The sequence below is a fragment of the Providencia sp. PROV156 genome (genome assembly GCF_028480905.1).
In the GTDB taxonomy this organism is placed as follows: Bacteria; Pseudomonadota; Gammaproteobacteria; order Enterobacterales; family Enterobacteriaceae; genus Providencia; species Providencia hangzhouensis.
Genome location: NZ_JAMPPE010000020.1, coordinates 1 through 15,546, shown reverse-complemented (window position 1 = coordinate 15,546; position 15,546 = coordinate 1). Strand labels below are relative to the sequence as shown.

Genomic DNA, 15,546 nt, shown 5'->3' with positions numbered 1-15,546 from the left:
TGACTCTACTCGTCATACTTCAAGTTGCAACGTTGTTGACTACATTCACTCGTACTAGCCACATACTCATGTATGTACCTAGTAACTCACTCATTTGTCGCCTAGCTGCAACTCAAATTATCTAGAGTAAGATTAGCGGCGCAGACCTAAACGCTCGATAAGAGCAGTGTAACGCGCGATATCTTTACCTTTCAAGTAAGCTTGTAAGCGACGACGCTGAGCAACCATACGCAGCAGACCACGACGGCTGTGGTGATCTTTTTTGTGCTCTGCAAAGTGACTTTGCAGGTGGTTGATTTGTGCTGTCAGCAGAGCGATTTGAACTTCGCTTGAACCAGTGTCATTTTCACCGCGGCCGAACTCAGCAACGATTTTAGCTTTCGCTTCATTACTTAGAGACATAATAAACTCCAAAATGATTAATGTAAGTGATGAGAGCCAATCTCTAATTTAGCATCTCAAGATTAAGCGCCGCTATTCTACGCTGCTTAAGGCAGCAAAGCAATAAGCGCCACTACACGGACTGTTCATTTTCCACAACCAAACGCTTCGGTGCTATACGGCCATCTTCACTCACCAGAGCAATACCGATAAACCGCTGCTCTGCGCCACAAGTGACTCGGACCATACAACCTTCTTCAAGGCCTTGGACTGCGGCTCTCACAGGTTGACCCTGCTTAAAATAAGCCGCTGTTTCCTCTGTAATATTTACAGCTGGAAAATGAACGACTGCGGTATCCATTGGTAACAATAGAGAGTCGAGCAATGACTCAAAAGAACCTTCACCCGCATCTACTTTTGCCCGTAAAGAAGCTAATTGTTCTAATGTTACCATTCGCTCATAAGGGTAATTAGCCACTTGCACTCGACGCAGGTAAATAACATGCGCACCACAGCCTAACATCTCACCTAAATCATCGATAATTGTACGAATATAGGTTCCTTTAGAACAGTGTATCTCCAGTTCTAATTCATTATTTTCTAAACGAATAAACTGCAATTCATACACTGTAATTGGGCGAGCTTCACGCTCAACTGTAATCCCTTTACGCGCATATTCATACAACGGACGACCTTGGTGTTTCAACGCAGAATACATTGAAGGAATTTGTAATGTATCACCGCGGAAAAATTCTAAAGCATCATCTAGTTGCTGCTGTGTAAACTCTACGTTACGCTCACTAATAATTTCGCCATGTGAATCTGACGTATCAGTACGTTGCCCAAGACGTGCAATCACGCGATAACGTTTATCTGAATCGAGTAAAAACTGGGAAAATTTCGTCGCTTCGCCGAGACAAACAGGCAACATACCTGTTGCGAGAGGGTCAAGTGCCCCCGTGTGCCCGGCTTTATTGGCATTAAAAAAGCGCCGCACTTTTTGCAGCGCATCATTTGAAGAAATGTCCGTGGGTTTATCCAGCAGCACTACGCCGTCAATATTACGGCCGCTACGACGACGCCCCATTATTTTTCCTCTTTATCACTAACATCCGCACGACGTTTTTCATCATCGCGGATCACATTTGACACTAAATTAGACATCCGCATACCGTCAACAAGAGAGTTGTCATATTCAAATGTTAACTCAGGAATAATACGCAAACGCATTGCTTTTCCAATTAATGAACGTATAAAGCCTGATGCTTCATTTAATGCTTTAATGCCATCTGCAACCATTTCTTCTTCGCTTTTATCGTTAGCGATATTGAAGAAGGTCACAAAGACTTTACCGTATGCGAGATCGCGAGATAACTCGACACCTGAAACGGTAGCCATACCAATACGTGGGTCTTTGATCTCACGTTGTAAGATGATCGCAATTTCTTTTTGCATCTCTTGCGCAACGCGTTGTGCACGACTGAATTCTTTTGCCATCGTTATATCTCCTGACAATAAAGGGGGCAAGCGCCCCCTCATTCATACTGTTTTCTCACCACGACATTTCGTGGGTACTCACAAAATTAACCGTCAATAGAACGTTTAACTTCAATAATTTCGAAAACTTCAATCATATCGCCTACACGAACATCGTTGTAGTTCTTAACGCCGATACCACATTCCATACCGTTACGAACTTCATTGACGTCATCTTTAAAGCGACGTAGTGACTCTAGCTCACCTTCATAAATAACCACGTTATCACGTAATACGCGGATTGGGTTATTACGTTTGATGGTGCCTTCAGTGACCATACAACCAGCAACCGCGCCGAATTTCGGTGATTTAAATACATCACGAACTTCTGCAAGTCCAATAATTTGCTGTTTGTACTCAGGCGCTAACATACCGCTCATAGCTTGTTTGATTTCATCAATTAAGCTATAGATAACAGAGTAGTAGCGTAAGTCAACACTTTCACTTTCAATCACGCGACGAGCAGAAGCATCTGCACGTACATTGAAGCCTAAGATGATAGCATTCGATGCCGCAGCTAATGTTGCGTCAGTTTCAGTGATACCACCTACACCAGAACCGATGATTTTAATTTTAACTTCATCAGTCGACAGCTTCATTAGAGAGTCGGTAATTGCTTCACAAGTACCTTGTACGTCGGTTTTCAGAACGATGTTCAGCTCAGACACTTTACCTTCTTCCATGTTAGCAAACATGTTTTCCAGTTTAGATTTCTGCTGGCGAGCTAATTTAACATCACGGAATTTACCTTGACGATACAGGGCAACTTCACGTGCTTTTTTCTCGTCACGTACAACGGTAGCTTCATCACCCGCTGAAGGCACGTTAGATAAGCCTAAGATCTCAACAGGCATTGAAGGGCCTGCAGACTGAACTTCTTTACCTAATTCGTTACGCATTGCACGAATACGGCCATATTCGAAACCACACAGGACGATATCGCCTTTGTTCAGTGTACCTTCTTGAACTAAGATTGTTGCAACTGGGCCACGACCTTTGTCTAAGTACGACTCAACAACGACACCACTTGCCATGCCTGCATATACCGCTTTCAGTTCTAAAACTTCAGCTTGCAGCAAGATAGCATCGAGCAACTCGTCAATACCGGTACCTTTCTTAGCAGAAACACTGATGAACTGAGTATCACCACCCCAGTCTTCAGAAATAACACCGTACTGAGACAGCTCATTTCTAACGCGGTCTGGATCAGCTTCTGGTTTATCAATTTTGTTTACTGCAACAACAATTGGTACACCCGCTGCTTTCGCATGCTGAATAGCTTCAATTGTTTGTGGCATAACACCATCGTCTGCAGCAACAACCAGAACAACGATATCCGTTGCCTGAGCACCACGAGCACGCATTGAAGTAAACGCGGCGTGACCTGGGGTATCTAAGAAGGTAATCATACCCTTATCAGTTTGTACGTGGTAAGCACCAATGTGCTGAGTAATACCACCCGCTTCACCTGATGCCACTTTCGTTGAGCGAATGTAGTCAAGTAGAGAGGTTTTACCATGGTCAACGTGACCCATAATGGTCACAACTGGCGCACGTGGCTCTTGAAGTGCAGAACCTGTATCACGGTCATTCATTACCGCTTCTTCTAATTCGTTTTCACGACGCAGAATAACTTTGTGACCCATTTCTTCTGCAACTAACTGTGCAGTTTCTTGGTCAATCACTTGGTTGATAGTCGCCATTGCGCCCATCTTCATCATCGTTTTGATGACTTGAGAACCTTTTACTGCCATTTTATTAGCAAGTTCACCAACAGTGATTGTTTCACCAATCACAACATCACGGTTAACCGCAACTGCTGGTTTAGTAAAGCTTTGTTGTAAAGAACTACCTTTACGTTGCTTACCTTTGCTGCGACCCGAACGGCCTGCGGCACGTTCTTCTTCGCGATCTGCTTTTTCAGAAAGTTTATTACCTTTCTTCTGGCGAGGTGCTTTTGCAGTACGATTACGTGAACGACGGCCTTCTTCTTTCTCATCACTTTCATCTTCAGCTGCACGAGCGTGCGTTGAAGTTGTCGTGTGATAATCGCTGTCTTCTTCAGTTTTCGTTTCAGCAGTCCACTTTTCACCGTTTTCTTCTGCCATTTTGCGTGCTTCTTCAGCTACGCGACGTGCTTCTGCTTCAACTTTGCGCTGAGTTTCTTCTTCAGCTTTACGTTTTAGCTCCGCAGCTTCAGCTTCACGGCGTTGTTTGTCGGCATTACTTTCTACAGCTTTGCCTGGTTTTTGTTGATTTTCGCTTGGTTTCACTTTTTCTCTTTCCGCTGCTTCGCGCGTAGCTTTATCTGCTGCTTCACGTTTTGCTTTCTCTTCGGCTTCACGTTTTGCCTTTTCTTCCGCTTCACGTTTAGCTGTTTCTTCTGCTAATCGTTTTGCTTCTGCTTGACGTTGTGCCAGTTCTTCAGCTTCGCGCTGTGCCTGCTCTTCCGCTTCACGCTGCGCCTGCTCTTCCGCTTTTGCTTCTTCAGCATCACGGTTCACATAAGTGCGTTTTTTGCGGACTTCGACATTTACCGATTTGCTTTTGCCACCGGTGACGGGGACACTCAGCGTACTACGAGTTTTGCGCTGTAGTGTCAATTTGCTTGGCTGACCCGCTACCCCGCCTTGTTCACGGTTTAAATGGTTCAGTAAAGCTTCTTTTTCTGACTGGCTAACAGAGTCATTCTCACCTTTTTTGATCCCTGCTTCAGCAAATTGCTGTACCAGGCGATCAACTGTGGTTTGAATTTCCGTTGCCAATGTTTTTACAGTTTCTGTCATGCCGTTCCTTCCTGCTACAGTGTTTACGCATCGTTACCGAACCAGCAAATATTACGTGCGGCCATGATGAGCGTACCTGCTTTCTCATCATCCAGACCTTCAATATCAATCAGGTCGTCGATGCCCTGCTCAGCAAGATCTTCCAGTGTACAGATTCCACGAGTAGCCAAATTATAGGCAAGAGTACGATCCATACCTTCAAGATTCAATAAATCTTCTGCTGGCTGATTATCACCTAGGCTCTCTTTTTGAGCCAATTCTATTGTGGTGAGGGCCGCTTTCGCTCTTTCACGTAGAACTTCAACAGTCTCTTCGTCAAGACCATCAATTTCCAGAAGTTCATTAATAGGCACGTAAGCCAGTTCTTCTAACGTCGAGAAGCCTTCTTCAACAAGTGCAGTGGCAAACTCTTCATCAATATCAAGATGCTTGGTGAATGTATCAATAGAAGCATGTGCTTCTGCCTGATGTTTTGCATTAAGCTCTTCTGCGGTCATGACATTTAATTCCCATTTGTCATCACCACGGTGTTTTTTCAGTAACTGAGCTGCCAGACGAACGTTTTGACCGTTACGTCCAATGGCTTGTGCCAAATTACTACTTTCTACGGCAACATCCATCGTACATTTGTCTTCATCGACTACGATAGATGCAACATCAGCCGGAGCCATTGCATTAATAACGAATTGAGCTGGGTTATCATCCCATAACACAATATCAATTCTTTCGCCGCCTAATTCACTAGAAACGGCTTGAACACGTGCACCACGCATACCAACACAAGCACCAACTGGGTCGATACGCTTGTCATTAGTTTTAACTGCGATTTTTGCACGAGAGCCTGGGTCACGAGCAGCGGCTTTAATTTCAATAATTTCTTCGCCGATTTCTGGCACTTCAATGCGGAATAATTCAATCAGCATTTCAGGGCGAGAACGCGTAACAAAAAGTTGCGCGCCGCGTGCTTCAGGACGAACATCATACAGGACTCCGCGGATACGGTCACCTGGACGGAAGTTTTCACGTGGCAACATATCTTCACGCAGAATAACGGCTTCCGCGTTATTGCCTAAATCTAACGTGATATTTTCACGATTAACTTTTTTCACCTGAGCAGTGATAATTTCACCTTGTTGCTCACGGAATTGGTCAACAACCATCGCACGTTCTGCTTCGCGCACTTTCTGTACGATAACTTGTTTAGCTGTTTGGGTAGTAATACGGTCGAATACAACAGATTCAATTTGATCTTCGACGTACTCTCCAAGCTGGAGCGCTGGGTCTTCATACTGAGCCGCTTCCAACGTAATTTCACGCGTTGGCATTGTGACTTCTTCCACAATTAACCAACGACGGAACGTGTCGAAATCACCTGATTTACGGTCAATTTCCACACGAACATCAATTTCTTGCTCGTATTTCTTTTTAGTCGCCGTCGCTAATGCAGTTTCCAGAGCCTCGAAGATTTTTTCACGAGGGAGGGATTTTTCGTTAGAAACCGCTTCTACAACAGCCAGAATTTCTTTATTCATCCTAGTTGCCTCATTGAACTTTATTAAAAGTGGGGTACCAAGTTAGCTTTCTGGATGTTGCCGAGGGCGAACACCTCATCCTTACCATCTACAGTAACCGTAATCATTTCACCGTCTATGGCCTTAATAATTCCTTGCCACTTACGGCGGTTCTGCATTGCTATACGCAAAGTCAATGCCACCTCTTCCCCCATAAAACGCTCATAATGCGCAATGGTGAATAATGGACGTTCAAGCCCTGGTGACGATATTTCCAGGTTATAAATGACAGAGATTGGATCTTCAACGTCCAATACTGCACTGACCTGATGGCTGACATCAGCACAATCATCAACAGTGATGCCTTCTTCACTATCAATGAAGACACGCAGTGTTGATGTACGGCCACGGACAAACTCTAAGCCTACAAATTCAAAGCCTAGCGCCTCCACAGGTGCTGAGATCATCTCTGTTAATTTCTGTTCTAATGTGGACAAGCCCACCCCCAGACATAAAAAAAGGGCTATAAAAGCCCAGTTAATTCGATTGTCAAATAACAAAAAACCCCGAAATTCGGGGCTTTATGCAACTGGACCCTGTAGTGCACGGGTTCACCATATTCTTATTATACCTGTAAAATCTAGAGAAATCGATGAGAAATTTTGAGAGCTGTTAGATAACTGCACTTGATTACTACACCGGATAACTACTATAGACCACGATACTGACAAGGTATGTTGAATAAGAAATGGTTGCGGGAGCCGGATTTGAACCGACGACCTTCGGGTTATGAGCCCGACGAGCTACCAAGCTGCTCCATCCCGCGTTCGAAAGCGTGTCATATTCTACACAGATAACTTGTAAATCACAAGTATCTTAAATAATGGTGCCGAGGACGGGACTTGAACCCGTACGCCCGTTTTGTAGGCACTACCACCTCAAGGTAGCGTGTATACCAATTTCACCACCTCGGCACTGAGGCGAGGTTATCAATATTTAATCAATAACCTCAAATTTTAACTTCTTGCTCATCGCTGAGCTTACTACTTAATGATGGCATTAGTTGCCTTCATTCGGAATCTTTCACACTTAACGAGGGATATCGCTCGTTGGTGTAGCTGGTGCTGCCGGAACGTCTGTTGGTTGCTCGACTTTTGTAGGTTCACTAATGTTTTCCCACTTACTACCACTACCAGTTCCGTACTTGTTGGCAGTCATGTTGCCAAGTATTAAACTGATGATGAAAAACACAGCAGCCAAGATTCCAGTCATACGGGTCATGAAGTTACCTGAGCCCGATGAACCAAACAGTGTTGCAGAAGCGCCCGCACCGAATGAAGCTCCCATGTCAGCACCTTTACCTTGCTGTAACATAATCAGACCAATAAGCCCGATAGCCGCTAGCAAGAAAATAATTAAAAGAGCTACATACATTTGAGTTACCTATTCAGTTGCGGTGCATAGCCTAATGCTATGACCTTTATCACTGCACACCTGCTCATTTCGACCGTAAAGAAACACGCTTACGGGATTGAGCAGGTGCGAATACTAACCAAAGCTGAGCCGACAAGCAAGTCTATTTTAATTCCATTTGATTATTTGCAGAAAAAAACAACAAATTATCAAAATATCGCTCAGCTTCACCAATAACAACTTAGCCAGCTGCTTTTACTGCATCAGCAATATGGTTTGCCATTGCTGTCACATCAGCTTCGTTTTCACCTTCAACCATAACTCGGATTAATGGCTCTGTTCCTGATTTTCTCAGTAATACGCGGCCTTTTCCTGCCAATTGTTTTTCAACTTCTTCGTTCGCGGCAACAACTGCATCACTTTGTAATGGGTCGTGTTGGCCTTTGAAACGTACGTTAACTAGCACTTGTGGTAATAATTTCATACCGCTGCATAAATCATGTAGGCTCATATGGTTACGTACCATAGCGCTTAATACCTGCAAGCCTGCAACAATCCCATCACCAGTGGTCGTTTTATCTAATAAAATCACGTGGCCTGAGTTTTCAGCCCCCATGCGCCAACCTTTTTCCTGTAATTTTTCGAGAACATAGCGGTCGCCCACTTTTGCACGCTCAAAAGGAATTCCTAGCTGTTTTAGGGCGATTTCTAAACCCATATTACTCATTAATGTTCCCACTACCCCGCCTTTTAACTGGCCTTGGCGTAACGCTTCGCGAGCAATAATGAAGAGGATTTGGTCGCCATCGACTTTTTCACCGAGGTGATCAACCATAATAATGCGGTCACCATCACCATCAAATGCTAAACCAACATGCGCTTTTTCTTCCAAAACTTTTTGTTGTAACTGGCGAACGTCTGTAGCGCCACACTCTTCGTTGATGTTGATTCCGTTAGGATCGCAACCGATAGTGATGACTTCTGCCCCTAACTCACGGAACACATTTGGTGCGATGTGGTAAGTAGCCCCATTAGCACAATCAATGACAATTTTTAAACTTGCAAGGCTTTGTTCGTTCGGGAACGTACCTTTACAGAATTCAATATAACGGCCCGCAGCATCTACAATACGGTTTGCACGACCTAATTCAGCTGACTCAACGCAGGTGATCGGCTTTTCCATTTCAGCTTCAATGGCTTCTTCGACTTCATCAGGCAGCTTAGTCCCATCAATTGAGAAGAACTTAATCCCATTATCATAATATGGGTTATGAGACGCTGAAATGACAATTCCCGCTTCTGCGCGGAAAGTACGTGTTAAATAAGCAACCGCTGGGGTTGGCATTGGACCTGTGAAAGATGCGGATAAACCTGCCGCTGCTAAGCCCGCTTCTAATGAAGATTCCAACATATAGCCAGAAATACGCGTATCTTTACCAATAATAATTTTACGTGAACCATGACGAGCGAGGACTTTCCCTGCCGCCCAGCCTAATTTTAAAACAAAATCAGGGGTAATTGGGCTATCACCCACTTTGCCACGAATACCATCAGTACCAAAATATTTACGGTCGCTCATACGCTTATTTTTCCTTTTCTGACAGAGTCATCTGTACCACTTGCATCGCTTGCACGGTTTCTTTGACATCATGAACTCGAATGATGTGAGCCCCTTGCATCGCAGCAATCACTGCACAAGTTAGGCTGCCTGCGAGGCGTTCTTGTGGTGGAACATTCAATAATTGTCCAATCATAGATTTACGTGACATCCCTGCCAATAGCGGTAGTCCGAAATTATGAAATTGTTCTAAGTTTGCCAATAACTGGTAATTATGCGACAAGTTCTTACCAAAACCAAAGCCTGGATCAAGGATAATTTGTTGCCTCTCTATCCCTGCGCCCACACACCGGGTGATTTCAGCATCAAGATAGTCTTTTACCTCACGCACCACATTTTCATAATTTGGCGCTTCTTGCATCGTTCTTGGCTGGCCTTGCATATGCATAATACAAACGGGTAAACCTGTTTTCGCGGCGACGACTAATGCGTCTGGCTCATGTAGAGAACGAATATCATTGATGATATGCATACCTGCGTTTGCTGCTTCCGCCATGACTTGGGCTTTAGAGGTATCGACTGAAATCCATACATCAAAACGCTGGGCTATTGCTTCAACAACAGGAATAACCCTATCAAGTTCCTCATTCACAGAAACTTCGGCAGCCCCTGGACGGGTAGATTCGCCACCAATATCAATGATAGTCGCACCGTGTTGCACCATTTTTGCCACATGTTCAAGCGCATCATGATAACGATTATGAGTGCCACCATCTGAAAATGAATCAGGAGTGACATTCAAAATCCCCATCACCTTAGGTGTGGATAAGTCAAGGACACTGCCTCTCGCTTTGATTTGCATTGTTATTTTTCCTTAACGAAAAAAACCCCAGCGAACTGGGGTCTTAATATTTTATTTCACGACCGCTTATTGTGGTTTGCTGTCGTTATTATCTGATGGGTTTGATTCATCAGCATTATTACTATTACTTGTGTTATTTGGTTCTTCAGACTGTGGTTTTTCCGCTGTAGGTTCCGCTTTTGGCGCACCTGTACCGAACGAACCAGTGACATTACTCACTTTTTTGTCTTCATCCCAACCTGCTGGCTCACGCACTGGACGGCGGTTCATCAGGTCATCAATCTGTGGCATATCAATGGTTTCATATTTCAATAATGCATCTTTAGTCGCATGCAGAATATCAATATTGTCTTCCAATGTTTTGTATGCCAATTGATAACAGTGGTCCAGAATTTTTTTAATTTCTTCATCGACAATACGTGCTGTCTCATCAGAAATTCCTGAACCATTACCTGAAGAGCGACCTAAGAACGCTGGGCCTTCTTCTTTCGAATACTGCATTGGGCCTAAGCGGTCAGAGAAGCCCCACTGAGTCACCATGTTACGTGCCGTATTCGTCGCAAACTGAATATCGGAAGAAGCACCCGTTGTGACTTTATCGCGACCATAAATCAGTTCTTCTGCAATACGACCTGCATATGCCGTTGCAATCATACCTTCGAGCTTCAAGCGGCTACGACTGACTTCATCACCTTCAGGTAAGAAGAAAGCAACACCTAACGCTTGCCCACGCGGAACGATCGTTACTTTGTGGACAGGGTCATGTTCTGGCATTAAATGACCGATAATCATATGACCACCTTCATGGTAAGCCGTTGATTCTTTTTGCTCTTCGGTCATCATCAGAGAACGACGCTCTGCACCCATCCAAATCTTGTCACGCGCTTTTTCAAACTCAACCATAGAAACAACACGCTTATTCGCGCGAGCAGCAAACAATGCGGCTTCGTTCACTAAGTTTGCGAGTTCAGCACCTGAAAACCCAGGTGTTGCACGTGCAAGAATGAAAGTATCTACACTTGGGTCAATAGGAACACGACGCATATGTACTTTCAGAATTTGTTCACGGCCACGAACGTCTGGTAAGCCAACGACTACCTGACGGTCAAAACGACCTGGACGTAATAAAGCAGGGTCAAGTACGTCAGCACGGTTAGTTGCTGCGATAACAATGATCCCCTCATTACCTTCGAAACCGTCCATCTCAACTAGCATTTGGTTCAGTGTTTGTTCACGCTCATCGTGACCACCACCAAGACCTGCACCACGTTGACGACCTACCGCATCGATCTCATCAATAAAGATGATACAAGGCGCTGCTTTTTTCGCTTGTTCGAACATGTCACGAACACGAGAAGCCCCCACCCCCACAAACATTTCCACAAAGTCAGAACCGGAAATGGTGAAGAATGGAACTTTTGCCTCACCAGCGATAGCTTTTGCCAGTAATGTTTTACCTGTTCCTGGAGGCCCTACCATCAGGACGCCTTTTGGAATTTTACCGCCAAGTTTTTGGAAACGAGCAGGTTCACGCAGAAACTCTACGATTTCGCCTACTTCTTCTTTGGCTTCATCACACCCAGCAACGTCTGCAAATGTTGTTTTGATCTGATCTTCTGTCAGCATGCGGGCTTTACTTTTGCCAAATGACATTGCCCCCTTGCCGCCACCGCCTTGCATCTGGCGCATGAAGAAAATCCAGACACCAATCAACAGAAGCATTGGGAACCAGGAAATAAAAATAGATGTCAGTAAGCTAGGTTCTTCTGGTGGTTCACCAACAACCGTCACATGCTTATTTAGCAAAGTGTCTAACAGCTTCTCATCCTGCATAGGAAGATAAGTTGTATAGCGGCTATTATCAGCCTTTCTGACGTTCAATTCACGACCTGTGATACGAACTTCACGTACCTGATCCTGGGCTAACTCATTGATAAACGTAGAATAATCAACTCTGCGACTATTCGAATCGCTTGGGCCAAAACTCTGGAACAAGGACATCAGAACAACTGCGATGACTAACCAGAGAATCAGGTTTTTCGCCATGTCACTCAAGGGATTAACCTCATATTACAACTGTGTTAACAAATAACGCTCAGGGTACTACAGTTTTAGCCCTGTCGCTACAATGTATACTTCACGTGACCGTGCGCGCGAAGATTCGGGTTTACGAACTTTTACTTTCGTAAACAGGGAGCGGATATCCCTAAGGTAATCGTCAAAGCCTTCTCCCTGAAACACTTTAACAATGAAACTCCCCCCAGGCGCCAATACAGCACGGCACATATCCAAAGCTAATTCAACTAGATACATAGAGCGAGGAATATCAACCGCTGGTGTCCCACTCATATTTGGAGCCATGTCAGACATGACCACCTGTACTTTTTTGTCGCCAACGCGTTCTAACAAAGCGGCGAGAACGGCTTCATCGCGAAAATCCCCTTGCAGGAAATCAACGCCAACGATTGGGTCCATCGGCAATAAGTCACAAGCAATAACCCGCCCATTATGACCTATTTGGCTAACAACGTATTGCGACCAACCACCAGGGGCTGCTCCTAAATCAACAACGGTCATACCTGGTTTAAAAATTTTATCACCTTGCTGGATTTCTTCCAGCTTAAACCATGCACGTGAGCGTAGCCCTTTTTTTTGTGCTTGCTGAACATATTTATCACTAAAATGCTCTTGCAACCAGCGACTTGAGCTTGCCGAACGTTTTTTATTGGCCATTGTGCTTTCCAACTATACTAAAAGAACTTCACCTAACTTGCTGCTTCTTTACCATCAAAAAGATATAATTGATGGTGATAGATATCAGATGGCGGTAGAATAAGCCATTTTCAATACTAACCAAGCAAAAAATCAATGAATCTTAATAAAAAACAAATTCAGCACCTAAAAAGTCTCGCTCACCATTTAAACCCTGTTGTTATGATCGGCAACAATGGTTTAACCGAAGGTGTTTTGGCTGAGATTGAACTCTCATTAGCACATCATGAGCTTATCAAAGTCAAGATCGCAGGCGAAGACCGTGATACTAAAAATTTGATCGCTGATGCGATTGTTCGCGAAACTGGTGCAGTAAATGTACAAATTATTGGTAAAATTCTTGTTATCTACCGTCCTTCGGCAGACCGCAAAATCATTTTACCTAAATAATCCCCCATCATTTATATAAAAATGCCATTGAAAGCATGTTTTATATGATGAAAAAGGCCGCCTGCGGCCTTTTTCTTTAAATCAGGGAAATAATATAACCAATTCAGGGAAATAGGAATCAGATATACTCAACTTTAAGAATTTCGAACTCGACATCACCACCTGGGGTTTTAATCGAGACCGCATCATCAACTTCTTTACCCACTAAACCGCGTGCTATCGGTGAGTTCACAGAAATCAGATTGATCTTAATATCTGCTTCATCATCACCAACAATACGATACGTTAGCTCTTCGTCAGTATCAACATTCAATACTGTCACAGTCGCGCCAAAGATAACACGACCGTTATTGACCATTTTAGTTACATCGATCACTTGAGCGTGAGAAAGTTTCCCTTCGATTTCTTGAATACGGCCCTCACAGAAACCTTGTTGCTCACGTGCTGCATGATATTCTGCATTTTCTTTTAAGTCACCGTGCTCACGCGCTTCTGCAATAGATGCAATAATTTCTGGGCGACGGACAGATTTAAGGAATTCTAGCTCTTCTCTTAGCTTATCCGCACCAAGTACCGTCATCGGGATCTGTTTCATTAATAAATACCTCGGTTCAATCCTATCTAAAAACAAGTATCTTCCTGATTTTGTAACAACAGTACACCGAACACCTGCGTAAAACCGGGGGTGTTCTAGTAAAAAAACGCAATCAGACTTATGTACTCATTTATCTTATCATAATGTACGCTATTTTAACTGAGACTTAATAACGGGTCACCGTTTACTTTCTTGGGCATTACACTTTAGTATGTATTATATGTCCACCCTAATGCGTGAAATATATGTCATTATTAACTTTAACCAGAAAATGGATAATCTCTTTAGGAATTACCTTAGCTAGTACGCAAGTTTTTGCGATTCCTATTGATGAATACAAACAATATTTACCTGATGGCACTAACCTTGCTCTGGTCGCGCAAAAAGTGGGAAGTAGCACCCCATTAATTGATTATAATGCACAGCAAATGGCATTACCTGCAAGTACACAAAAGGTTGTGACCGCTCTTGCTGCCCTATTGCAACTGGGGCCAGATTACCGTTTTGTCACCAATTTTGAAACTGATGCAAAACTTAGCAACAACACGCTGACGGGTGATTTAGTGATCCGCTTCAGTGGTGACCCGACATTAACCCGCCAACAAATTCGCAATATGGCGAATGCATTAAAGCAGCTTGGGATCCATAAAGTTGACGGCGATCTCGTCGTTGATATTTCTGCTTTTACTAGCCATGACAAAGCACCGGGATGGGTTTGGAATGATATGACCCAATGCTTTAGTGCGCCACCCGCTGCGGCTATCATTGACCGTAACTGTTTTTCAGTTTCTCTTTACCCTGCTGAAAAAGCAGGAGATTTTGCATTCATTAAGGCGGCTAGTTTTTACCCTGTCAATATGTTCAGCGAAGTCAAAACATTACCTAAAGGTTCCCCTGAAGCGCGCTATTGCGAACTTGATGTCGTTCCTGGTGAACTGAACCGCTACACCCTAACAGGTTGTTTAACTCAACGCAGCGAGCCCTTGCCACTTGCCTTTGCGGTACAAAACGGAGCGAGTTACTCCGGTGCAATTGTCAAAAATGAGTTAACCACCGCGGGTATTGAGCTAACTGGCCATGTGAAAAAACGCACATTTCCTGCGGCTCAATCACAAGTATTAGTCAAAACCGAATCTAAGCCACTACATGACTTGTTGAAAGTGATGCTCAAAAAATCGGATAATATGATAGCGGATACCGTTTTTCGTACCATTGGCCGTGAATATTATGGCGTTCCGGGGACTTGGCGTTCAGGATCCGATGCGGTAAGACAAGTGCTGAAGCAAAAAGCGGGGATCGACCTTGGCAATACCGTGATGGTAGATGGATCGGGATTATCTCGCCATAATTTAATCACCCCAGCAACCATGATGGAGATCTTGCAATTTATCGCAAAAAATGATCAACAACTCGATTTTATTTCTATGCTTCCACTTGCAGGCCATGATGGCACTTTGCGTTACCGTGGTGGTTTTGATGAGGCGGGTGTTAATGGAAAAGTTTCCGCCAAAACTGGAGCATTACAAGGGGTTTATAATCTCGCTGGTTTTATCACAACCGCCAGTGGTCAACGTGTGGCTTTTGTGCAATTTATCTCTGCTTATGCAGTACCACAGAGCCAGCAACGTACTCGTCGAGTTCCATTAGTACGATTTGAAAGCCGTTTGTATAAAGATCTGTATCAGAAAAACTGATCATACGTGATTTAGACAGTAAAAAGGCGCTTTCGCGCCTTTCAGACT

Annotated in this window: 14 protein-coding genes and 2 tRNA genes; 2 read left to right on the top strand and 14 right to left on the bottom strand. The window is 44.0% G+C overall.

Features of this window, described 5'->3' with window-relative positions:
• Positions 1–132 precede the first annotated feature (132 nt).
• The 13 genes from rpsO to rlmE form a co-directional block, all read right to left on the bottom strand.
• On the bottom strand, positions 133–402 hold the full coding sequence (rpsO, locus tag PSF31_RS14725) for a 30S ribosomal protein S15 (RefSeq protein ID WP_004905890.1): 270 nt from the start codon (positions 400–402) through the stop codon (positions 133–135).
• Between the two features lie 112 nt (positions 403–514).
• Positions 515–1,468 carry a tRNA pseudouridine(55) synthase TruB gene (gene truB, locus PSF31_RS14720; protein ID WP_004905892.1) on the bottom strand — a complete coding sequence of 318 codons (954 nt, stop codon included), beginning with the start codon at positions 1,466–1,468 and terminating at the stop codon, positions 515–517.
• The gene (rbfA, locus tag PSF31_RS14715) at positions 1,468–1,878 is read right to left on the bottom strand and encodes a 30S ribosome-binding factor RbfA (RefSeq protein ID WP_004905894.1); all 411 of its coding nucleotides are present in this window, start codon (positions 1,876–1,878) and stop codon (positions 1,468–1,470) included. The genes truB and rbfA overlap by 1 nt, the downstream gene beginning before the upstream one ends.
• 86 nt (positions 1,879–1,964) lie before the next feature.
• Positions 1,965–4,703 (bottom strand): translation initiation factor IF-2, encoded by a 2,739-nt coding sequence (infB, locus tag PSF31_RS14710; protein ID WP_096864329.1) that lies wholly within the window; start codon positions 4,701–4,703, stop codon positions 1,965–1,967.
• 23 nt (positions 4,704–4,726) lie between these two features.
• On the bottom strand, positions 4,727–6,235 hold the full coding sequence (gene nusA, locus PSF31_RS14705; protein ID WP_004905898.1) for a transcription termination factor NusA: 1,509 nt from the start codon (positions 6,233–6,235) through the stop codon (positions 4,727–4,729).
• Positions 6,236–6,258: 23 nt separating this feature from the next.
• Positions 6,259–6,711 (bottom strand): ribosome maturation factor RimP, encoded by a 453-nt coding sequence (rimP, locus tag PSF31_RS14700; protein ID WP_036958775.1) that lies wholly within the window; start codon positions 6,709–6,711, stop codon positions 6,259–6,261.
• Positions 6,712–6,963: 252 nt separating this feature from the next.
• Positions 6,964–7,040: transfer RNA gene (locus PSF31_RS14695), tRNA-Met, on the bottom strand.
• 58 nt (positions 7,041–7,098) lie between these two features.
• Positions 7,099–7,188 (bottom strand) — tRNA-Leu (locus PSF31_RS14690).
• 115 nt (positions 7,189–7,303) lie between these two features.
• The gene (gene secG, locus PSF31_RS14685; protein WP_004905902.1) at positions 7,304–7,648 is read right to left on the bottom strand and encodes a preprotein translocase subunit SecG; all 345 of its coding nucleotides are present in this window, start codon (positions 7,646–7,648) and stop codon (positions 7,304–7,306) included.
• Positions 7,649–7,868: 220 nt separating this feature from the next.
• Positions 7,869–9,206, bottom strand: coding sequence for a phosphoglucosamine mutase (gene glmM / locus PSF31_RS14680; protein ID WP_004905906.1), 1,338 nt, complete (start codon positions 9,204–9,206; stop codon positions 7,869–7,871).
• Between the two features lie 4 nt (positions 9,207–9,210).
• Entirely contained in the window at positions 9,211–10,047 is an 837-nt protein-coding gene (gene folP / locus PSF31_RS14675; protein WP_096864330.1) for a dihydropteroate synthase, read from the bottom strand.
• A 66-nt stretch (positions 10,048–10,113) separates the two neighbouring features.
• Positions 10,114–12,093, bottom strand: coding sequence for an ATP-dependent zinc metalloprotease FtsH (gene ftsH / locus PSF31_RS14670; RefSeq protein ID WP_004905910.1), 1,980 nt, complete (start codon positions 12,091–12,093; stop codon positions 10,114–10,116).
• 57 nt (positions 12,094–12,150) lie between these two features.
• Positions 12,151–12,780, bottom strand: a complete 630-nt coding sequence (gene rlmE / locus PSF31_RS14665; RefSeq protein ID WP_004905912.1) for a 23S rRNA (uridine(2552)-2'-O)-methyltransferase RlmE — start codon at positions 12,778–12,780, stop codon at positions 12,151–12,153.
• A gap of 135 nt (positions 12,781–12,915) precedes the next feature.
• Here rlmE and yhbY point away from each other — a divergent pair, with 135 nt between their 5' ends.
• A complete protein-coding gene (gene yhbY / locus PSF31_RS14660) occupies positions 12,916–13,209 on the top strand; it encodes a ribosome assembly RNA-binding protein YhbY (RefSeq protein WP_004905914.1) in 294 nt (97 codons plus the stop codon).
• Positions 13,210–13,327: 118 nt separating this feature from the next.
• Here yhbY and greA read toward each other — a convergent pair whose 3' ends face one another.
• The gene (gene greA, locus PSF31_RS14655) at positions 13,328–13,804 is read right to left on the bottom strand and encodes a transcription elongation factor GreA (protein ID WP_004905916.1); all 477 of its coding nucleotides are present in this window, start codon (positions 13,802–13,804) and stop codon (positions 13,328–13,330) included.
• A gap of 245 nt (positions 13,805–14,049) precedes the next feature.
• On the opposite strand from greA, the gene dacB reads away from it, so the two are divergent.
• The gene (gene dacB / locus PSF31_RS14650; RefSeq protein ID WP_096864331.1) at positions 14,050–15,498 is read left to right on the top strand and encodes a serine-type D-Ala-D-Ala carboxypeptidase; all 1,449 of its coding nucleotides are present in this window, start codon (positions 14,050–14,052) and stop codon (positions 15,496–15,498) included.
• Positions 15,499–15,546: the final 48 nt, after the last annotated feature.